Source organism: Labilithrix luteola (assembly GCF_001263205.1).
Lineage (GTDB): Bacteria > Myxococcota_A > Polyangia > Polyangiales > Polyangiaceae > Labilithrix > Labilithrix luteola.
In genome coordinates, this window is the sequence record NZ_CP012333.1 from 3,634,731 (window position 1) to 3,655,665 (window position 20,935).

Annotated in this window: 17 protein-coding genes; 10 read left to right on the forward strand and 7 right to left on the reverse strand. The window is 66.3% G+C overall.

All coding sequences use genetic code 11. The annotated features are described in order from the left end of the window. Window positions 1-162 precede the first annotated feature (162 nt). A complete protein-coding gene (locus tag AKJ09_RS16240; RefSeq protein WP_146648113.1) occupies window positions 163-930 on the reverse strand; it encodes a GIN domain-containing protein in 768 nt (255 codons plus the stop codon). A gap of 132 nt (window positions 931-1,062) precedes the next feature. On the opposite strand from AKJ09_RS16240, the gene AKJ09_RS16245 reads away from it, so the two are divergent. After that, window positions 1,063-3,117, forward strand: coding sequence for a M3 family metallopeptidase (locus AKJ09_RS16245; RefSeq protein WP_146648114.1), 2,055 nt, complete (start codon window positions 1,063-1,065; stop codon window positions 3,115-3,117). On the opposite strand, the gene mutM is transcribed toward AKJ09_RS16245, so the two are convergent. Further along, the gene (mutM, locus tag AKJ09_RS16250) at window positions 3,118-3,960 is read right to left on the reverse strand and encodes a bifunctional DNA-formamidopyrimidine glycosylase/DNA-(apurinic or apyrimidinic site) lyase (protein ID WP_146648115.1); all 843 of its coding nucleotides are present in this window, start codon (window positions 3,958-3,960) and stop codon (window positions 3,118-3,120) included. A gap of 326 nt (window positions 3,961-4,286) precedes the next feature. Here mutM and AKJ09_RS16255 point away from each other — a divergent pair, with 326 nt between their 5' ends. Further along, window positions 4,287-4,649, forward strand: coding sequence for a hypothetical protein (locus tag AKJ09_RS16255; protein ID WP_146648116.1), 363 nt, complete (start codon window positions 4,287-4,289; stop codon window positions 4,647-4,649). A gap of 15 nt (window positions 4,650-4,664) precedes the next feature. Here AKJ09_RS16255 and AKJ09_RS16260 read toward each other — a convergent pair whose 3' ends face one another. Next, window positions 4,665-5,999 (reverse strand): sigma 54-interacting transcriptional regulator, encoded by a 1,335-nt coding sequence (locus AKJ09_RS16260; RefSeq protein WP_169927578.1) that lies wholly within the window; start codon window positions 5,997-5,999, stop codon window positions 4,665-4,667. Between the two features lie 102 nt (window positions 6,000-6,101). On the opposite strand from AKJ09_RS16260, the gene AKJ09_RS16265 reads away from it, so the two are divergent. The 4 genes from AKJ09_RS16265 to AKJ09_RS16280 are packed head-to-tail and all read left to right on the forward strand — an operon-like array spanning window position 6,102 to window position 11,534. Continuing rightward, window positions 6,102-7,106: a tetratricopeptide repeat protein gene (locus tag AKJ09_RS16265; RefSeq protein WP_169927579.1), complete on the forward strand. Its 1,005-nt coding sequence runs from the start codon at window positions 6,102-6,104 to the stop codon at window positions 7,104-7,106. Next, window positions 7,106-8,830 (forward strand): serine/threonine protein kinase, encoded by a 1,725-nt coding sequence (locus AKJ09_RS16270; protein ID WP_146648119.1) that lies wholly within the window; start codon window positions 7,106-7,108, stop codon window positions 8,828-8,830. The genes AKJ09_RS16265 and AKJ09_RS16270 overlap by 1 nt, the downstream gene beginning before the upstream one ends. Before the next feature lie 2 nt (window positions 8,831-8,832). Beyond that, window positions 8,833-10,380: a hypothetical protein gene (locus tag AKJ09_RS16275; protein ID WP_146648120.1), complete on the forward strand. Its 1,548-nt coding sequence runs from the start codon at window positions 8,833-8,835 to the stop codon at window positions 10,378-10,380. Further along, window positions 10,377-11,534, forward strand: a complete 1,158-nt coding sequence (locus AKJ09_RS16280) for a hypothetical protein (RefSeq protein ID WP_146648121.1) — start codon at window positions 10,377-10,379, stop codon at window positions 11,532-11,534. Before AKJ09_RS16275 ends, AKJ09_RS16280 begins: the two co-directional genes overlap by 4 nt. A gap of 23 nt (window positions 11,535-11,557) precedes the next feature. Here the strand turns inward: AKJ09_RS16280 and AKJ09_RS16285 are convergent, their stop codons facing one another. Further along, window positions 11,558-12,697, reverse strand: a complete 1,140-nt coding sequence (locus tag AKJ09_RS16285) for a hypothetical protein (RefSeq protein WP_146648122.1) — start codon at window positions 12,695-12,697, stop codon at window positions 11,558-11,560. 110 nt (window positions 12,698-12,807) lie between these two features. Between AKJ09_RS16285 and AKJ09_RS16290 the strand changes: the two genes are divergently transcribed. After that, complete coding sequence (locus tag AKJ09_RS16290) at window positions 12,808-13,707, forward strand: hypothetical protein (RefSeq protein WP_146648123.1); 900 nt, start codon at window positions 12,808-12,810, stop codon at window positions 13,705-13,707. Continuing rightward, entirely contained in the window at window positions 13,701-14,435 is a 735-nt protein-coding gene (locus AKJ09_RS16295) for a hypothetical protein (RefSeq protein WP_146648124.1), read from the forward strand. The genes AKJ09_RS16290 and AKJ09_RS16295 overlap by 7 nt, the downstream gene beginning before the upstream one ends. 18 nt (window positions 14,436-14,453) lie before the next feature. Here AKJ09_RS16295 and AKJ09_RS16300 read toward each other — a convergent pair whose 3' ends face one another. Together AKJ09_RS16300 and aspS are read right to left on the reverse strand one after the other, a co-directional pair. Further along, window positions 14,454-14,891, reverse strand: a complete 438-nt coding sequence (locus AKJ09_RS16300; RefSeq protein WP_146648125.1) for a hypothetical protein — start codon at window positions 14,889-14,891, stop codon at window positions 14,454-14,456. Then, entirely contained in the window at window positions 14,888-16,771 is a 1,884-nt protein-coding gene (aspS, locus tag AKJ09_RS16305) for an aspartate--tRNA ligase (protein WP_146648126.1), read from the reverse strand. The genes AKJ09_RS16300 and aspS overlap by 4 nt, the downstream gene beginning before the upstream one ends. 239 nt (window positions 16,772-17,010) lie before the next feature. On the opposite strand from aspS, the gene AKJ09_RS16310 reads away from it, so the two are divergent. Further along, window positions 17,011-18,738 carry a hypothetical protein gene (locus tag AKJ09_RS16310; RefSeq protein WP_146648127.1) on the forward strand — a complete coding sequence of 576 codons (1,728 nt, stop codon included), beginning with the start codon at window positions 17,011-17,013 and terminating at the stop codon, window positions 18,736-18,738. 24 nt (window positions 18,739-18,762) lie between these two features. Here the strand turns inward: AKJ09_RS16310 and AKJ09_RS16315 are convergent, their stop codons facing one another. Further along, complete coding sequence (locus AKJ09_RS16315; RefSeq protein ID WP_146648128.1) at window positions 18,763-19,239, reverse strand: hypothetical protein; 477 nt, start codon at window positions 19,237-19,239, stop codon at window positions 18,763-18,765. A gap of 271 nt (window positions 19,240-19,510) precedes the next feature. On the opposite strand from AKJ09_RS16315, the gene AKJ09_RS16320 reads away from it, so the two are divergent. After that, window positions 19,511-20,878 (forward strand): glutamine synthetase family protein, encoded by a 1,368-nt coding sequence (locus AKJ09_RS16320; RefSeq protein WP_146648129.1) that lies wholly within the window; start codon window positions 19,511-19,513, stop codon window positions 20,876-20,878. Window positions 20,879-20,935 lie beyond the last annotated feature (57 nt).

A 20,935-nucleotide genomic window follows, 5' to 3' on the forward strand; every position in this document is an offset into this window, starting at 1 on the left:
GCGATGGCTTGAGGCGAGATGTGTGTCTCCCACGGTCTCGCGGAACGAATACGACCCGCGACCGTCGGACCTTCCCTCGCACTACTTCTGGAGGCGCACCGTGCCGGTCGGGTCGACGTAGAAGTTCTTCAATTCCGCCCAGCTTCTCGGATCACGAAGCCATCATTCGTCGACGAAGCGGACCGTCGAGCCGCCCGAGGTCGTGACGTCCCGCGTGGCGGGGTTGCCGATGATGGTGACGTCGCTCGCGCCCGATGCGCGCACGCGGACGCTCTTCGAAGCGTGGACGACGATCGCCGAGCCGCCGCTGGCGTCGATCTCCACCGATTCGGCCTCGATATCGGTCGTGAAGTGGCTAGCGCCGGAGACATCGAGGTGGATCTCGGCGCCGATGCCGTGGAGGGCGACGTCGCTGCTACCGCTGCTCGTGACGTCCACGCGCGAGGCCTTCGTGACGACGCCGTCGAGGTGGCTTCCTCCCGTCGAGGTGAACGTGACCGTGTCGCCGTTCGCTTCGGCGTGAGCGCTGCAGCCTCCGACGAGTTCGACGCGCTCGATGAGCTCCGAGCGAACGCGGATCATCGTTCCTTCCGAGAACGACAGACCCATGCCCGGGCGTTCGCGAACGAGGAGCGTCTCGCTGCCGACGACGGGATCGACGTAGCGCTGGAGGTTGTCGTCGATCGTCACATCGACCGTTCGCGGGCCGACCCCGATGTCGGAGGGGAACCCGCTTTCGATACGAACACGCGTGAAGTCGGAAGCGGCGCGAACCTCGGTCGTCACGCGACCGGACCCATGCATGCCGTAGGAGCAGGCGGAGCCAACGAGCCCAACCGTAACCAACGCCCCGGTGACACCGGCGGTCACGAACGCGGGACGAAACGCGGAGCGGGCGCGGCGGGCGAGAGTGGGGAAGGAGAGGCGCATCACATGTCCGTAACCGCTCCTCTCGAAACCGTTCAATCGAGCGCCGACGTTTTCCGATCGAACGAGGACGCACCTGCAACCCCGCGGAAACCCACGTTGTGAGGTCTTCGCGCAGGCGTTACTAAAGATCCCATGCAAGGCGCTGCTCTGGATTCATCGCTTCTCTCGGCGTGGGTTGGACCGCATGGCGGTGCGCCGCCGTTCACGCGCGTCGTGGTGGCCGAGTTCGTGCCCGCACTCACCGCGGCCATGAACGAAAAGCGTCAGCATGTCGCGAGCATTGCCGACAATCCGGAGCCGCCCACGTTCGCCAACACGATCGCCGCGCTCGAGCGATCGGGACGCGCGCTCGATCGGCTCCTCGCGATCTACGGCGTCTGGTCGTCGACGATGAACAGCGCGGAGTTCCAAGCCGTCGAACGTGAGACCGCGCCGAGACTCGCTGCCTTTTCGGACGAGCTCGTGCAGAACGAGAAGCTCTTCCGCCGCATCGAAGCGGTGTACGCCGCGCGTGAGGGCTCCAATCTCACCTCGGAAGAGCAACGTCTGACCTGGCGTTGCTTCACGAGCTTCGTGCGTGCGGGCGCTCGTCTCGACGCGCCAGCCAAGGCGCGGCTCTCCGAGATCAACCAGCGCCTTGCGACGCTCTATACGTCGTTCGGACAGAACGTGCTCGCCGACGAGGAAGGCCACGCGCTCGTGCTCTCGAGCGAGGCGGATCTCGCGGGCCTCCCCGAGTCGTTCCGTTCGGGCGCAGCGATCGCGGCCGAAGCGATGGGTCAGAAGGGCAAGTGGGCGGTCACGAACACGCGCTCGTCCGTCGAACCGTTCCTGACGTATTCGACGCGCGACGACCTGCGCGAGAAGGTCTTCACGTCGTTCGTGTCGCGTGGTGACAACCGCGACGCGCACGACAACGCCGCCATCATCGCCGAGATCCTGAAGCTGCGTGCCGAACGCGCCAAGCTGCTCGGCTACGCGACGCACGCCCACTGGCGACTCGAGAACTCGATGGCCAAGACGCCCGAGCGCGCGATGGAGCTCATGGAGTCCGTATGGCCGGCAGCCGTCGCGCGCGTTCGCGAAGAGGTCGCCGACATGCAGGCCATCGCCACGAGCCTCGGCGCGAAGCGCAAGATCGCCCCGTGGGATTACCGCTTCTACGCGGAGAAGGTCCGCAAGGCGAAGTTCGACCTCGACGAAGACGAGGTGAAGCCGTACCTCCAGCTCGAAAAGCTGCGCGAGGGCATGTTCTGGGTCGCCGGCGAGCTCTTCGGCTTCGCCTTCACGCAAGTGACCGATGTGCCCGTCTATCACCCCGACGTGCGCGTCTGGGCGGTCAGCGACAAGACGACCGGCGCGCACGTGGGCCTCTGGTACTTCGATCCCTACGCGCGACCCGGCAAGCGCTCGGGCGCGTGGATGAACGCCTATCGCCGGCAGGAGCGCTTCGACGGCGCGGTGCCCACCATCGTCAGCAACAACGCGAACTTCGTGAAGGGCAAGGAAGGCGCGCCGATCCTCATCAGCTGGACCGACGCGCAGACCCTCTTCCACGAGTTCGGGCACGCGCTGCATGGCCTCTGCTCGAACGTGAACTACCCCACGCTCTCGGGGACGAGCGTGCCGCGTGACTACGTCGAGTTCCCCTCGCAGCTCCTCGAGCACTGGCTCGCAACGCCCGAAGTGCTGAGTCGCTTCGCCCTCCATCACCAGACGGGCAAGCCGATTCCGTCAGACCTCGTGGCGAAGATCGAGAAGACGGCCACCTTCAACAAGGGCTTCGAGACGGTCGAGTATCTCGCAAGCGCGCTCGTCGATATGAAGCTCCATCTCGCAGGCAGCGAGCCGATCGACCCCGCGGCGTTCGAGAAGACCACGCTCGCGGCGCTCGGCATGCCGGAGGAGATCGTGATGCGTCACCGAACGCCGCAGTTCTCGCACATCTTCGACGGCGACGCGTACTCGGCCGGCTATTACAGCTACCTCTGGGCGGACACGCTCACCGCCGATGCCTTCGAGGCCTTCAAGCAGGCGAACGGGCCCTACGATCGCGACGTGGCTGCGCGCCTTCGCGAGCACGTTTTCGCGGTCGGCGACACGATCGATCCGGCCGAGGGGTATCGCGCGTTCCGCGGAAAAGATCCCGACAGCGGCGCGCTCATGCGTAAGCGAGGCTTCGCCTGATCACGGCTTTCGGACCGCCTTCTTCTTGGGCGGCGCCTGGCACGTCTTACAGAAATACGTGCTGCGCCCGCCGAGGACGAAACGCTCGATGGGCGTCTTGTCGCGCGGGCAAGGCTCGCCCTCGCGGTCGTAGACCTTGAACGGATTCTTTCCGCCTGCGTCGTTGATGTAGCCCGGCTCGTCGCCTTCCTTTTCGGCCTCAGCGAGGGCTCGTTCGAAGGTCCAGTGCAGGCCGCGGAGGAGCGCGGAGGCCTGCAGTTCGGCGAGCTCGTTGCTGCGAAGGAGCGGGTGGAGGTGCGCCTTCCAGAGCGCTTCGCTCGCGTGGATGTTGCCCACGCCCGCGAGCACGCTCTGATCGAGGAGCGTCTCTTTTAGCGTTCGCTTGCGCTTGGCCAGCGAGGTGAAGAGCGCGTTCGCGGTCACGCCGTCGACGAGCGGATCCGGTCCGAGCTCGTGCCACTCGGGAATGTCTTCGCGGGCGACGACGAGGCGACCAAAGCGCCGCGCATCGACGTAGCGTGCGCTCACGATCGTCCCTTTGCGGCGAACATCGAGGCGTGCGCGCTCCCAGCGGACCGGCTCGTCGTCAACGGTTCGCTTGGCCCAGCGCCCCGTCATGCCGAGGTGCGAGAAGAGGAAGGTTCCACCGTCGAGCTCGAAGCGGAGCCACTTCCCACGTCGCTTCACGTCTTCGATGACGCGCCCCTCGAGATCGCGCGCGAAGGTCCGCGGCGTCTCGAGAACGGATCGTCCGTCGGTCGCGTGCGCGCGAACGATCGTGCCGCCTTTGGTCCACGTGACGAGGAGACGGCGCGCGGTTTCGACTTCGGGAAGCTCGGGCATGCCTTGCCCGGGAGTCTAAACGCGCTACGGGAGGAGAGCTCGTTCCAGTCTCGCTGCTGCTTTTGACTCAACAGTGGAACCCCGCCCGGCTTTGCTCTCACGGAGTAGGAGCTCTCCTCCGGATCGCGGGTGATTCGTGGTGTCGAAACTTTGGAACACGTGTCTCTCGCATGGAGACACTCGTTTCTCACCAGCGCCTCGCTCGCGCCATCGCCAGCATGAAGTGCCGGGAAAATAGGCAATCCGGATCTCTCGCTCGGCTGGCCTGACCGTTGCTCTAGCCATCCGCACGACGCTGAAGCGGCGTTGGGCCAAGGAGGGCGGTCATGAAGCTCGTTGCGATTCTCTCGGGTGTTGTCGTCTCGTCGATGCTGGTTGCCTGTGCGGGTTCGGACGAGCCGCAGGAGCCGACGGGGCAGTCGGAAGATCATCTCAGCGTGTCCTGCATCCAGGCCATCACGGCGCCGCCGGGCTCCGCGCAGTACTGGGTGGACTTCCAGAAGTGCATGAACCAGCCGAGCGACACGCCGCCGTCGACCGGATCGAGCGGCGGTGGGGCTGTCAATCAGTCGTGCCAGAACGCCGTCAACTGCATCAACGGTATCTGCACGTGCAACGGCGGCGCGCACAACGGCGAGAACTGCGGTTCGCTCTCGAACTGCCAGACGTACTGCAAGACCTGCAACTGAGCGATCGGCGACGAGTCAGTCGTCGCCGATGTGATTCGAGCGGATGCGTTGAATCATGCGATGGAAGCTCGTGCGACCGACCTGCGCGAGCTCGGCGGCACGGACGACGATGTTCCCGGCGCGCTCGAGGACGGCTGGGACGTACGAACGCTCGAAGCGATCGAGCGCGACCTGACGTGCCTCGTGATACGGGAGATGCGAGAGATCCTCGGCGACGGGCGTGGGGCGCGTGGGAACCGAGCCGTCGAAGAGTGCTGCGGGATTCGCACCGAGCACGGCGTAGCGGTCCATCACGTTGCGTAGCTCGCGAACGTTTCCTGGCCACTTGTACGCGCTGAGCATGGCCGCAAGGTCGGGCGGCAGCGTCGCCTCCTCGAAACCATGGAGGCGGCGCAGGAGATGCGTGGCGAGCGGAAGGATGTCTTCGCTCCGATCGCGGAGCGGCGGCACCGTCACGCGAACCACGGCGAGCCGATAATAGAGGTCGACCCGGAACTCCTGGCGTTTGGAGGCGTCGGCGAGGTTCCGGTTCGTCGCCGCGACGATACGCACGTTGATGCTGCGCACGCCGTGACCGCCGAGCGGCCGGATCTGACGCATCTCGAGGGCGCGAAGGAGCTTCGGTTGGAGATCGATGGGCAGCTCGCCGATCTCGTCGAGGAAGAGCGTGCCGCCGTTCGCTTGTTCGAACGCGCCGACGCGCGCCCGATCAGCGCCGGTGAAGGCGCCGCGTTCGTGTCCGAAGAGCTCGCTCTCGAGGAGGTTTGCCGGGATGGCGCCGCAATCGATGGCGACGAAGGGGCCGCCTGCGCGATCGGAATGAAGGTGAACGCCGTGCGCGAGTAGCTCTTTGCCGGTGCCGCTCTCGCCTTCGATCAAGACGGTGACGTCCGACGGGGCGGCGCGCTCGAGCACCGCGAAGAGGTGGCGCATCGCCGCCGACCCGCCGACGGCGTCGCCGAAGCTCTCGCTCGGGGCGAGCGGAAGATCGAGGGTGGCGGCATCGATGTGGAGCGCGAGCGACGTCGATCCGAGTGTGATGGTGACGGAGCTCGTGAGGAGCACATCGGTCACACGGATTCCATGGATCCACGTTCCGTTCGTACTGCCCTCGTCGCGGACCCGAATCCCTGCTTGGGAGAGCAGCAGGCGCACGTGCTGGCGAGACACCGTGTCATCCGTCAAGCGAAGATCGGCGCCCTCGCCGGTTCCGACGACGAACGCCGGCCGATCGACGACGATTCGCGTTCCCACGTCCGGTCCAGCGACCACTTCGACGGTCACGGCGTGAACGCGCAAAATGCGTGGGTCGCCTACGACGTTGGTTGACTGCTCCGCGACGTCCAGCACGTTTCGAATTTTAGCACGGCACCGGTCGATCGTTGGAATTCGACACTCGCCTTTCCAATGCCGAATCGGGCGAGGACGCTGGGATCTGTTAGAATCGGTGTCATGGCGGGTGGTGATCGGGTCGTCGTTCCGACGACGGCGTTCTTCCCGTGCGCGCTGCGTTCGTGCGCGTGGATGCTCTCGCTCGCCCTCACGACGGGAACGCTGCTCGTTCCGACGATGGCGAACGCCGCGCCGAAGGCCGCCGAGAACAAGCCCGATCAGGCGGCGGCAAAAGCCTTCGAACAAGGGCAAAAGGCCTTCAAAACAGGGGATTATCGGAAGGCCGGTGAGAAGTTCGAGCAAGCCTACGAGCTCGCTCCACATCCCTCTCCGCTCTGGAACGCAGCACGCGCATGGCATCGCGCACACGAGCCGATGCGAGCCGCAAACCTCTACGCCAAATACCTCCGCATTGCTCCCGAGGGCGCGCGCGACCGGAATCACGCCATCTCGGGACTCAAAGAGCTTTCGGCGAAATTGGGGCTTTTGACGATTAACGCCACCGACGTCACGGACATTCGGGTCGACGGCAAACCTATCGAAGGGTCGAGCCTCTACGTTCTTCCGGGCGAGCACATCATCGAAGGGCGGGCGACCGATGCGCCGATTCGCGTCACGCGCGTCATCGGCGCCGGTGAAGCGATGAGTGTCGCGCTCGTGCCACCGCCACCGGTCGTCGAGCGCGTCGTCCAGCGCGTCGAGGAAAAACCGGAAGATCGGAAGCCGGAACAATTCAAATCGGAATCCTTCGTTCCGTCGAAGCGAGGAGTCTCGCCAACGTGGTTTTATGTGGCGGCGGGCGTGACGGTCGTGGTCGGTGGCGTCGCGACGTGGTCCGGCCTCGATACGCTGAATCGAAAAGACGATTTCGTCAGCGCGCCGGACCAAGCGAAGCTCGATGACGGTCGTTCGAGCCAGACGCGCACGAACATCCTCCTCGGCGCCACGGCCGGGCTTGCGGTCGTCACCGTCGTGCTCGCCCTCGTCGTCGACTGGAGAGGCGAGCCCGTCACCGGGCCCGTGCACGTCGGTTTCACCGGCAACGGTGTCGGAGGAACCTTCTGATGGGCACGCGCGTCCTCCCCGTCGGTCCGCGCCCTGGGCAGAGTGGGCAGAGCGGTTCGGCCCCGGTTGGGGCGTCGCCGTCGGTCACCGCGGTCACGGGCGTGTCGTGGGAAGGCTCCGGACCCGTGCCGGCGATGGCGATGCCGGCCGCGAATGCGCGTCTCGGCGGAATCTACGAGCCGCTACTCGAGCTCGCTTCGGGCGGGATGGCGCGCGTCTTCATCGGGCGTCGCGTCGGTGCGGCGGGCTTCGAGCGCATCGTCGTCATCAAGCAGATCCACCGGCACATGCTGGGCCGCGAGGAGATGCACAAGCTCTTCAAGGACGAAGCGCACATCGCCTCGCTCATCCACCACGTCAATGTCGTTCCTGTGATCGACGTCGTCGAGGCCTCGGGCGAGCTCCTGCTGGTGATGGAGTACGTCGAGTCCGTCTCCATGTCGCTCATGCAGAAGATGGTGCGCCTCGCCGGCACCATCACTCCGCCGAGCGTCATCGTGCGCGTGATGATGGACGTCCTCGCGGGGCTCCAGGCGGCGCACGACGCCGTCGATGCCCGCGGTCGACCGATGCTCATCGTCCATCGCGATGTGAGCCCTCAGAACGTCATCATCGGTCGTGACGGTGTCAGTCGCGTCATCGATTTCGGCGTCGCCAAGGCCGCGCATCGCCTCACCGAGACCGAGTCCGGGCACCTCAAGGGTAAGTTCGGGTACATGGCCCCGGAGCAGATTAGCGGCCAGCCCGTCGATCGACGCACCGACGTATTCGCCGCCGGGGTCATGCTCTTCGAGGCGTTCTCCGATGCGCGTCTGTTCGCGACCGACAACGCGCTCGAGACCATGCGCCGGGTTCTGAACGAGCCGATGCCCAATCCGGCAACGGTCCCGCGCATGCCGCCGGCACTCCACGACGTCGTCAAAACGGCGCTCTCACGCGAACCGAATCAGCGCTTCCCGAGCGCGATCGACTTCGCGAACGCACTGGCCGGCTGCTTTGCTCCCGCCACGCACGGCGAGGTTTCCCAATGGATCGAGGCCCAATGCGGAAAGCTCCTCGCGCAGCGACGCGAGGTCCTCGCCGAGGTTCGGAGCTCGCCGAGTGGCGTCGGCCCGAGCACCGACGTGGTGTTCGACGCGTCGCCGCGCAAGGAAGATGGCACCACGCAGCAGCACGTCAGTGTCGAGAGGAGCATCGAGCCCTCGCTCGGACGACGTCCTTCGCGCTGGCTGTGGGCGGTCCTGCTCGGCGCGACGGTCCTCACGTTCGGCGTCATCCTCGGCATTCGTCTCGCGACGCGCCTGGTGAACACATCGTCGAAGCTCGCGGCGGCCTCCAGCACGATGGATTCGCCGCCGCCCGCCAAAGAGCTTGCGCCGCCTCCCACGACGACGCCCGCCGACGTGCCGAGTGACGGCGTGGTCGTCGAGCTCAGGGCCGAGTCGCCGATCCTCAGCGTGCAAACGAGCGGTATGCGCGGTCTCGAGCTTCACGGAAAGACCGCCCGACTGGTGGTCGAGCCGTGGAGCGGTGAGCTCGTCGTCGAGGCGCGCCTCGAGAACAAGCGCGATGCGCGCGCGAGAGTTTCGTTCAACGGGTCTCATTCGGCGATGCTGTCCACGGCGCCCGCGGGCCCGGCGACGGGCGGTTCGAAGTGGAAGAAGCCGGCCGCGGCGCAGCCCGATGAGCTGCAGGAGAGCCCCTACGCGAAGGGCAAGGACTGACGATGCTGGGGAGGCGAGCGTGGCGCGGGATCCTCGCGGTCACCGTTGCGAGCTCGCTCGCGGTGGGCGCCGCGTGCGCATCCGAAGATCCCGCGGCGAGTGTCGAGGACGACGCCGGCACCACCGCGCGCGACGCAAAGGCGGGGGAGGGCGGCACGGCCCTTCCGGATGGAGGCGTCGCCGACGGCTCGCGCCTCGTAGCCGGGGACATCATCATGGTCGGCATCACGTCGGACAACTTCATCGCGTACCGACGTCTCGACCTCGTGGCCGACAGGAGCAGCTTCGAAGTGGTGTCGGCGTTCGGTGGCGCGCCCATCGTGCTGAGCCCGGACATCGGAGGAGCAACTTTCTATGCGACCTCACTCGGTCACGTGGTCGGCTTCTGGACCGGCGCCACCGATCAGATGCTCGGTACGTTCAACTATTGGACGCAAGCGAGCGGCGTGAAGACCACGCCTGGCGCTTCGTCGCGCGTCAGCATCATGGCCGTGAACCTGCTCGACGACACCATCCTCTTCGCCTCTGGCATAGGCGACGGCGGCCTGATGGACGGGAGCGTCGACAGCCTCGACTTTGCGGTGATCTCGCCTTCGCAGCCGAACTCCGACCCCGTCATTCGCGACGTGAATTTCGCGGCGGCGCACAACAACTGTCCCATTCTCTGCAGCTTCAGCGGAGCCTCCTCCATTCTGTGTGCATACTGCACGGGAACGGACCCCGATGCGTACGTGGGACGACTCGTGGAGGTGAAGCGCAACGCGCTCGGCACCGTCACCACGACGATCCTCGCCGACAACGACCCCCAGACCGCCATCGCACCCCTCTTCGGCCTCTTCGCGAACGACGCAGGCGACAAGGTCATGACGGTCGCCGCGGAGCCGCTCGGAGAGGGCCGGATCTTGCACCTTCCGACGGGCACGGTCGACGTCGTCGGAGACACGGTCCACGGGGTGTACACCGCAGGCGACGGCGAGAACTTCCTCTTCGGTAATGGTGATCGCCTCGAACGGACCACCGGCGACGCGACGCTGAAGATCACGGTCGTCGACGGCGGCTTCGATCACGTGCTCGGCGCGTCCATGGATGCGCGATACGTCGGATACGCGTCGACGGTCGGTGCCGTGACGGATCTCAACGTGGCCGATACGAAGGTGCCGTCGGCGAAGAATGTCGTTGCCGACGCGTCCGTCGCGTCGTCGTCGATCGTCGCCCCGACAGGACAAATCGTCTACACGACGCTCGATCCGAACACGGACGACCAGAATTGCTATCTCGTCGAGGCGGACGGCGGGCAGCGTCTCATCGGCGAGCACATCGCAACGTGCCAGGCGCTCGCCGGAACGGGGCTGGTGTTCATCGCCGACAACTATCGGCAGCAGGGCCCGGCGGCAGTCTTCGATCTTTGGACGCTGAACGTCGAGAACGGTGCGACCACGCGGCTGCCCGTAGCGACGAGCGTGACCCAGCTCAAGATCGCCGCGAACGGTATGATGGCGTGGGTCACGCGGGGCTCCGAGGCAGGCCTTTACGCGAGATGGTTCCCGTGAGGCGTGCTCGCTCGTCTTCTCCGCGCGCGGTGTTCACCGTTTTCCTGCTCGGAGCGATGGCGGCGTGCACCGTGTTCAATGGCCTTTCGGTACCGACGGACACCGAGAAGGCCGGCGCCGAAGCCGGTGCGGGAGATGGTTCCATCGAAGGCGGCGCCCGTGACTCGAGCGTTTCCCTTCCCGCACCTGGATTCGTGGCGCACGACGAAGCCATCGCCGCATGCTCGGTGATCGCGGCGTGCCCGCATCTCTCGCAAGGCATCACGCGTTCGCTTCGCGTCGCCGTCGACGAGACGGTCCTCCCTCCCGGGCCGATGCTCGAGCGGTGGAACCCGAGCTTCTCGTTCTGCGTCGAGCAGCTGAGCAAGACGTTCGACCCCGCGCGTCCCGGGCAAGACATCGTCGGTCCTGCGGTCCGGAAGATCGCGCAGGCGGTGTCTTGCGCCGAAGCACGGAAGGCGGTGCTGTTCGAGCTCGTTCCAGGGCTCGATGCACGCTGTGATGGTGGTCCGCCGTCGAAGTGCCTGGACGACGAGACGGCTCTGCAGTGCGACTTCGACGAAGGCTACTCGTTGGTCACGCACTGCAACGCGCCGTACGGTGCTCCGTCGGACAAGTGCAAAGACATCGACGCGGGTGGCGTGGGCGTCGGAGGATGCTTCCTCGAAGACGGGCTCTGCCCCACGTGCGAGGGCTCCTTTGCGACGTTCTGCGGGCTCGACGTGCAGCGCCAGAGGCAGCCCTACCGCTTCCGTACGGACTGCAACGCGCTCGGCCTCGAATGTACGATCGTGCCCGGCAGCACGGAGCTCGGCTGCGCCATGTCCGATCACATCGTCCGGCGCGACAGCTACTTCTATCCGGGGTCGTACTGCGATGGCCCGCGCGTGATGCTCTCCGACGGAACGTTCTCCGGCTTCGTGGACTGCTCGTCGTTCGGTGGGAATTGCGTGGAGTCCTCCGGCGCCGCGACGTGCACGTTGCCCGGCGCGGAGTGCCATCCGTTCTCACCGGGAGCGAACAGGTGCAACGGCAGCAAGCTCCACCTTTGCGTCGGTGGGCATTGGGAAGACGTGACGTGCGCCAACGGTTGCGACACGGCCGACGCCGCGCCTGGACGCGCCTCGTGCCGGCCGCCGTTCAATCCAGACTGACGCTCTCGATGGCCCGCGAGGGCTCAGATCGGAGGTCCGCAGAAGTTGCTCTTCGGGGCCGTCCCCGTCCGGCAGTCATAGCCGGGATCGGCTTGCCGGCAGTCGACCAGCGTGAGGCGGCCGCCAATGCAGAGTCGGATGGACTTGCCGTTGCAGCTGTTGACGCCCTGTCCGTCGGGAGGCGCCGGATCGTAAGGCGTGCACTCGTCGTGGGGACCGGCGCAGTACGCCGTGGTGTCGTGGTAGGCGCATTTCCCGCCCATGGGCGCGCAGTCGACCTTCACGGTTTGGTTGAAGGCGCAAACCGAGAGGCTCGTGTCGTCGGTTTCGCACTGCGATTGCAGATGGATGCTGCAGGGAGGGCCGCCGCACGATTCGACCGCGACCTTGCACTCGTAACCGATCACTGCGCAATCGACCTTCGTGTGCGCGGATTCGCCGCCGGCATCGCGGCAGTAGTCGTTGGTCGAGAGCCTCTGGCTGCCGTCGATGCACGTTGGATTCGAGGGGCACGTGGTGTTCGCGATATCGCACCACGACCGTCCGTCTTTGACTTTGCACTGGCTCCCGGGCTCGTAGACCGAGTCGCTGCAGTGGGTGAGCCATCCGCCCGGCGCGAGCACGCTCTGGAAGCAGGTCACGCGCGTGTTGCCGTCGCAACGGTCGGCTTGTCCCGTCGTGCAGTTGGGGTCGATGCGCGGATCGTTGGCATCGATCTCCTCGAAGGGCGTGCAGCCCCCGAAATTGCACCCGTCGATCTTCGCGATGCAGCCGAGGTGCGTGCCGACCGCGGCGCTACGACGGCGCGGATCGACCGGCCCAGCGAGAACGTGCACGCACTCGGAGAAGTTCGTCGCGTCGATGGGCAAGCCGAACGACGCCGCAATCGAAGCCCCGAGATGGGGACACGTGAGGACCTTGGAGCAGACCTTCAAAGCGTCCGACACGCCGATCAGACCGGGGAGATCGCTCCCTGCCTCGGAGCGCGTCATGCCGGAATCCGGTGGGCTCGGGTCGTCGGCCGCGTCGTTCGGAACGCTGAGGCCCGAAAAGACCGTGCACGAGCCGGCGAGGAGAAGGCATCCCGCGGAGATCGCAACGAGAACGCTCGCCGCGAGGCGCGCCGGTGTGACGCACGTCGTATCGCCTCCCCGAGACCCCACGCCCTCCATCATAACCTCGATCGACAAGACGACGCCCTGGCCCTGGGGGACGCAAAAAATCACGCAACCGCGGTCTCGGCCTGGCCGACAGGGCGGTCAGGAGGCTTCCCATGCGCTGTTTTTCGATTCGGGGGTTTTCGTGTGCGTTCGTCACGCTGGGTTTGCTGGCCGTCGGCCCTTCCGGCTGCAGCCTGTTCGGAGGTGACGATGGAGATCCTGCTCCGGGAAACGGCGTCACCGACCTTCCGACCGGTGAATCGCCCGACGCGGGCGACTCGAATCCCTCGAAGAACGTGACGGTCGTTGGGACTCCGGACGATGGCGAGCTGACCGAACAGTTCGGCGTGTTCGTGTCGGCCCGCGGCTCGGACACCGCAGAAGGGACTCGTAGGGCTCCCCTCGCGACGTTGTCCGCCGCCATCCGCATGGCGAAGTCGAAGGGGCGCCGCGTCTATGCCTGTGCGGAAACGTACAACGAAAATGTCGTGATGGAAGATGGCGTCCCGATGTTGGGCGGCATCGATTGCAGCGCGGGTTGGAAGTTTTCATCCTCCTTGCGCGCGCGCATCGAAGCGCCAGCGAGCCCTGCGGTTCTCGCCAAGGGAATCACGAAGGCAACCGTCATCGGCGGGTTCGAGATCGTCGCGCCCGACGCGAAGCATCCGAGCGAGAGCTCGATCGTAGTCTTCGCCATCAACTCGGTCGGCCTCACGATCGCGCATTCACGCCTGCAAGCAGGCCGTGGGGGCGACGGTACCGATGGCGCGGCGGCTATTGCGCTGACTCCGGCCGGCAACCCGAACGGCGCGGACGCGGAGCCATCCCACACATGCGGAGCGGGGCAGTGCACCACCGCCTCGTCGAGCGCACCGGGCGGAAACGGTACCTGCGCCGGGGCCCCGGGCACGACGGTTTCGCCGGGGGAGCCGGCGGTCGCGGCGGCACCTACGACATCACGGTCCAAGGCGCGAAGACCCCCGTCACCTATTCCAGGAAGGTCGGCATGTTGACGTACTTGGACACCGACACCAACACCGACGGTCTGGCGGGAGCCGGCCCAGGAGGCGCGGGCGGCACCTCCAACGCGCATCCGCAGGATGGGGCGGCGGGCGCCGATGGCAAGAAGGGCAGCAACGGCAGCGAATTGAGCTACGTGCTGACGGAGGACGGTGTCACCGTTGGGAACGGGACCAAAGGCTCGGATGGTGAGCCGGGCAAGGGCGGCGGCGGCGATGTCGGCGTGGAGGCGAGCTTGCCGAACCTCACCGCGGGGCGAGTTCGCGGATTTGGCGGCGGCGGCGGCGGCGCGGGAGGCTGTCCGGGCCTCGCAGGCGGGGCCGGCGGCGGCGGTGGCGCGAGCATCGCGTTGGCGGCGTACCTGAGTCCCGTCCGCATCGATGCGTCGCAGATCGTGACGAGCACTGGCGGCAAAGGCGGGCAGGGCACCACGCCGAGCGCGCCAACGCTCGGTGGCATTGGCGGCATCGTAAGCGGCGGGTTCACCAACCGCGGCGGCCACGGCGGCGCTGGCGGCCATGGTGGCATCAGCGGTCACGGCGCCGGCGGGCCGTCGTTCGGCATCGGGTGGGTCGGCACGGAGCCCGTGGTTACCGACACGACCTATCAGCTCGGTGTCGGCGGCGCGGGCGCTCCGGCGAAGACGCAGGGCGGGGCGACCATCCCGGCCTCGCCGAACGGCGAATCGGCGGAGAAGAAGTTGCTTGTCGTGCCCGCTTGAAGCGGCGCGACGCGACGCTCAGGGCGCGGCGGCCTCGGCATCGGGCGCGGCCGTCGGTTGTGCGTCGGCACCTGCATCGGCGGCAGGCGCGGGGTGCGTGGAGCCGCCGTCCGACGTGCAGGTGTCGTTGCGATCGAACGCGGCGAGAGCCTTGGGGCACGCCGGGTCCGAGCCGCTCGTGTCGGCGCCGAACGGGTAGGGCGGGCACATCGTGGTCACGAAGACCGATGGGCCCGCGTCATCGTTCGGAAGGAGCATGCACGTTGGCGCGCAGTCTCCCGGATCGCCTCCGCTGACGACGTCCACGCTGGTGGTCATGTCCAAGCAGTCACGCGCCCCCTGATATTCGCGTGCCGCAAAGACGTGCGAGGGATCCCCGCAGGCAATGTGCACAATGCACGCAGTGCCGGCGACGAGTACCGGCACTACGCGAAGCGCGAGCTTGGACAACTTCAAGTCTGCGGCTCCACCACCCGAATGTGCAGCTCACGCAGCTGCCCGCCCTCCACCTTGTTCGGCGCGTTCGTCATCTGGTCGGTGCCCTTCTGCGTCTTCGGGAAGGGGATGACGTCACGCAGGCTCTGCGCGCCCGAGAGGAGCATCGCGAGGCGATCCATGCCGACGGCGATACCGCCGTGGGGCGGCGCGCCGAAGCGGAGCGCATCGAGCAAGAAGCCGAACTTCTCGCGCGCCTCTTCGTTCGAGATGCCGAGCGCGTTGAAGACCTTGGCCTGGATGTCCGGATCGTGGAGACGGATGGAGCCGCCGCCGATCTCGAAGCCGTTGAGCACGAGGTCGTAGCGGTAGCAGAGGACCTTGCCCGGATCCTTGTCGAGCAGATCGACGTCGGAGTCGTGGGGACGCGTGAACGCGTGGTGCGCCGCAACCCAGGTGTTCGCCTCTTCGTCGAACTCGAAGAGCGGCGGGTTGATGACCCACAAGAACTCGAACTTGCCGCCGTGCCCGCTCTCCGGGATGAGGCCGAGCTTCTTGGCGAGGTGAACGCGAAGGTTCGCCATTACGGTCTGGACCATCGCCTCCTTGCCGAACTGGAAGAAGACGAGGTCGCCGGCCGTGAGACCGACCGCGGCGTTGATCGCATCGCGGGCCTCGGGCGTGATGTTCTTGGCGAGAGGCGACTGCGCCCACTGGCCGGTCTCGTCGATCTTCGCGCGGGCGAGGCCCTTCGCGCCCATGCCCTTCACGAAGTCTTCGAGCTTGTCGAGCTCGGCGCGCGAGAGCTTCGAGGCGTGCTCGGCGGGAATGCGCAGCGCCTTGACGATCTCCGCGGGGAGGTCCTCGCGGTACTGGCCGCTCTTGAACTTCTCCGCGATGGGCTGGAACATCGGAATGCCGCCGCCGCCGTGCTGCACGACGACCTTCGTGATGTCCGTGTGAGGCATCGTGAAGCGGAGGTCCGGCTTGTCGTTGCCGTAGAGGCCCATCGACTCCGAGAAGGGCATCTGCGGGAAGCGACCGCTCGGGTACTTCTCGTGGAGGTCGATCCCGAGGACATCCTTCCAGACCTTGAAAATAAGGCCTTCCATCGTCTTGAAGATGTCGTCCTGGTTGACGAACGACATCTCGACGTCGATCTGCGTGAACTCGGGCTGGCGGTCGAGGCGGAGCGCCTCGTCACGGAAGCATTTGACGATCTGGAAGTACCGGTCGAAGCCGGCCACCATGTAGAGCTGCTTGTAGAGCTGCGGGCTCTCCGCGAGCGCGTAGAATTTGCCGGCGTGCATGCGGCTCGGCACGAGGAAGTTACGCGCGCCGCCCGGCGTGTACTTGCCCATGAAGGGCGTCTCGAGCTCGAGGAAGCCCTGCGAGTCGAAGTAGTTGCGGACGGTCTGGTTGATCTTGTGGCGAACGCGCAGCGTCTTCTGGAGCGGCGCGCGGCGAAGATCGAGGTAGCGGTACTCGAGGCGCTTCTCTTCGCCCGTGTCGATCGAGTCGGCGATCTCGAAGGGCGGCGTGTCCGACTTGTTGAACACGTTGAGCTCGATGACGTGGACTTCGATGTCGCCCGTCGCGAGCTTGGGGTTCTTGTTGTTGCCGCGGCTCACGACCTTGCCGCGAATGCCGATGACCCATTCGCTGCGCAGGGCCTGCGCGCGCTGGTAGGAGTCCTTCGGGGTGTCGCCGAAGCCGGAGAGGTTCGGATCGAACACGAGCTGCGTGATGCCGTCGCGATCGCGCAGGTCGATGAAGACGCAACCTCCGTGATCGCGGTAATTCGCGACCCAGCCGAAGAGAACGACTTCATTCCCTTCGTCGCTGGCGCGCAGGTCGTTGCAACGGTGTGTCCGCTTGAGTTCGTCGATGAACCGGGCCATGGGAGCCGTCGGATATAGCACGGGTATGCGCCGACGAGTTCGCCTTACCCTTTGTTGACCTGGTGCGGGTTCCCGGCGCAAATGTGGCCGTGCCGAGCCAGGCGCCACCCCCGAAGCGAAGCGTTTCCGAACGCCCCGAACGCTCCCGTCGTCACGAAGGGCGCGCGCAGAGAGCGTCCGTTCAGGGGCTCTCGGGCTTCGATAAGGGGCTGTTCGCGCTCTCGGCGGCCTTGCCTGCCTTGAGCGCGGCTGCAGGCGTCGCCACCGTCGCTTCCGCTTCGCACGACGCGGGGGTCGTTCGCGTCGTCGGTCTGGGGTGGACGGGAATTTTCCGCGTCCTCGATGCGATCGTCGCGGCACCGTTCATGCTCCTCCCGATCGGAACCCACGCGCTGCGGGCGGGGCTGGCGAGTGCCGTGATCGCAGGTTTCGCGGGGACGCTGGCGTTTGCCGTGGCGCGTGCGCTGGTGTTCGCCGTTCTGCCGAACACGCTCTCTCCCAAGCTCGGTTCGTCGGTTGCGCTGGCGACGGCCTTGGCTGCCGTGCTTGCACCGGCCTGGCAGGTCGAGGCGTCGGCGCCGGGCGGAGCGGTGACGGGAGCCTTCTTGATCATGGCCGTGCTGGCGCTGGGCGCGATGCCCGTGCGTCAGCTTGTGCAAGATGCACGCATTCCGGTGATGGCGCTCGTCCTCGGGCTCGCCGCAAGCTACGAGCCGCTCGTGTTCGTGGCGGCGCTGGGGGCACTGGCGCCTTCGTTCGTCGAGCTCGCTCGCCAGCGACGTCCAGACCAGGACCTCGCCGTGCGTGCCGGCATCGCCTTCGCCCTCGGCCTGATTCCGCTCGGTCTCGGCGTCCTCTTTTCGCTTCGCGATCCCGACATGGGGCTCGTCGTGAAGCCGTTCGCCTTCCCGCTCGGAGAGGGAGCGCTTCCCAACGCATCGCTACCGAGCTTCGTCGGCGCGGAGATCGGTACCGTGCTTCTCGTCGCTGCGGTGGCAGGGGGCGTTCTCACCGCGCTGAACCCACGCACGCGTTCGCTGCTCGCGTCGCTGCTCGGCGTGGTCGTGACCGGCCTTCTCGCGTTTTTGCTTCGTGCGCCAGCAGGGCCGTCGCACGTCGTGGCCCCGATTCTCTCGGCGATCGTTGCGGTGCACGTGCTCGCCGGCGTCGCTCTGGCAACGGTCGTTCATCGCATTGCCCGGGCGCGCGTGCCCTTCGCGCAGGCGAGCGCGGCGATGGCGGTCGTTCTCGTGCTCGTTCTTCCAGCGCGTGCGGCGGACGAAGCTTCGGCGCGCCGTGAAGCGCGCGCGTTCCGAGGTGAGGCTGCGTGGAACGAAGCCGTTTGGGGCCCCGCACCTCCGGCGGCCGTCGTACTGGTGTCGGAGCCCGACACGTTGCGGCGTGTCGCGGCTGCGCGAGCGACCGGACAGATGCGGTCGGACCTCCTTGTCGTCCCGTCGTTCGACGTTCGCTCACGCCGTGCCGATCGCGCGCTCTCCGAGGAGCCGAAGCTCGCGCCGCTCTATCGCGATCTGGCGCTCGGAATGATGCCCGAAGAGCTCTCGCTCGCGCAGGTCTCGGCGGCCCGACCGCTTCTCGCGTCGTTCGGCGCGCGCTGGGATCGCAAGCTCGCACGCCACTTCGTTCCGCTCGGTCTGCTCTCGCGATTCGAATCCGAACCGCGTGCCGCTGCCGACCGCCGCCGAGGCCTCGACGACTTCGGACCGAGCAAGGAGCGCCTCGTGCGCGTTTCGGTCACGAAGCGCGACCCGGAGCTCGCCGGCGCGACGGCGGTGCTCCTTCGCGAGCGCGCGCTGGGCGTGGCGGCTTGTGGTGAGCGAGACGTCCTCTCCCACGCCCTCGACGATCTGAGGCCCTTCGCGCCCGACGACGCGACGGCGACCACACTCGTCCGTCGCATCGTCACCAACAAGGGCGCGATCGACGTGAGCGATCTCGGACCCTGAGCGCTTTCGGGCCCCGAGCCGCGGTCAGTCGGCGAGCGCGTCGATGTGCAGCAAGCCGTTGATGGTGGGGTCGAGCGATGCCTGCTGGTTCTTCGTGCAGATGTCGATGCGCGTGCGGCCTTTGCCTCGGAAGGCGCCGCCCGTGTCGACCACACGAAACACGATCGATCGGCCGTACTTCGACTCGAGCTCCCTGATGCGGAGCCGCTGGCCGTACTTGAAGGCCGTAGAGTCCATCGCGACCGCCACGTAGTCGGCATCGCCGGCCAAGAACTGTTGCAGCGTCGTCAGCGGCTTGCCTTTGCGATCGTTGTAACCGCCCTCGAGCGCAGACGGGTCGGGGTAGTACCCCGTTCCGCGCGCTACGAAGGAGCCGGTGAGGGCGTCGTCGGTATTGCCGGTGACGTCCGCTTCGTCATCGTCCGTCGACGCCGTACAGCCCGTCGAAAGAAGCGCGAACATGGCGAGGGCACTGCACAAGGTGAGAGTGGCTCGATGCATGGGGCTCTTTCGCTTCGAGTCTTCGGGTCGGTTGCAGGTCGCTCCCCCTCCGAGCGTTCTTCTGTCACGCGCGCCGGCGCGCGGCAAAGCAGACCAGCTTTTGAGACGCTCATTGAACGCCTCGAACGAGACCGCACGTAAGTGCGCGGATCGAGACATTCCGTCGCACGACGCAGCGTGACATGAGAGCAAAAGACTCACGTCAATCGTTCGCGTGAGCCGCCAGGTTCGGGTTCGCTTGCACTCCGCATTCTTTTGGTAGCTTGAATGAATGGACGTCGCCGCGATCAAGGTCCTGTTCGAGGAACACAAGATTCGCAAGGTGAAGGTCGGGGGCTTCGACGTCGATGGCGTGCTTCGTGGCAAGTACGTGTCGCTCGACAAGTTCTGGAGCGCCGTCGAAAGCGGATTCGGCTTTTGCGACGTCATTTTCGGTTGGGACGTCGCCGACGTTCTCTACGACAACGCCAAGGTCACCGGCTGGTCGACCGGCTACCCCGACGCGCACGCCACGATCGATCTCTCGACGTTCCGCGTTTTGCCGGCCGAACGCGATACCGCTGCGTTCCTCGTCGACTTCGTGAACAAGGACGGAACCGCGCACCCGGCGTGTCCGCGTTCGCTCCTCCGCCGAATGATCTCCGACGCCGCGACGCGCGGTTATCAACCGACGTTCTCGGCCGAGTTCGAGTTCTGGGTCTTCAAGGAGACGCCGCAGTCGCTCCAGGAAAAGGACTTCCGCAAGCTCACGCCGCTGAGCCCCGGCATGTTCGGCTACTCGTGGCTTCGCGAGGAGCAAAACCAAGCCTTCTGCCATGCCATCCTGGACGAGATGCAGGCGTTCGATTGCGCGATCGAAGGCCTGCACACGGAGACGGGGCCGGGCGTCTACGAAGTTGCCCTTCGCTACGACGAGGCTCTTCGCGCGGCCGACAAGGCGGCTCTCTTCAAGACGGAGATGAAGAGCCTCGCGGCGCGTCACGGTCTTGCGGTGACCTTCATGGCGAAGTTCAACCACGACCTGCCGGGGTCGAGCGGTCACATCCATCAATCGCTCTGGAGCTCGGCGCGGCCCGGCGCAGCCCCGCGCAACGTGTTCTTCGACGACAAGGCGGACGCGAAGCTCTCCACCATCGGTCGGCAGTACTTGGCGGGTCAGGTGGCGCTCATGCCCGAGCTGACCGCGCTCTATTCGCCGACCATCAACAGCTACAAGCGCTACGTGCCCGGCGTGTGGGCGCCGCTCACCGCGTCATGGGGCATCGAGAACCGTACGTGCGCGATTCGCGCGATTCCCGGCGGTCCGTCGTCGACGCGGCTCGAGTACCGACAGACGGCGGCCGACATCAATCCGTACATCGCGATGGCCACGTGCCTGGCGGCGGGCCTCTACGGTATCGACGAGAAGCTCGAGCCGCCGGCGCCCGCCTCCGGCGATGCGTCGTCCCGGACCGACCTCGCCCCGCTTCCTCGCACACTAAAAGATGCCACGGCGCTGCTGGCCAAGAGCGAGCGCGCTCACAAGATCCTCGGCGAGGCGTTCGTCGATCACTACGTGCGAACCCGCGACTGGGAAGTGCGGCAGCACGAGCGCTTCGTGACGGACTGGGAACTCCGCCGCTACTTCGAGTCGATCTGAGCGCCTCGATCGCCCCCGCTATCCCGCTATCCAACGACTTTTTTCGTTTGCTACGCT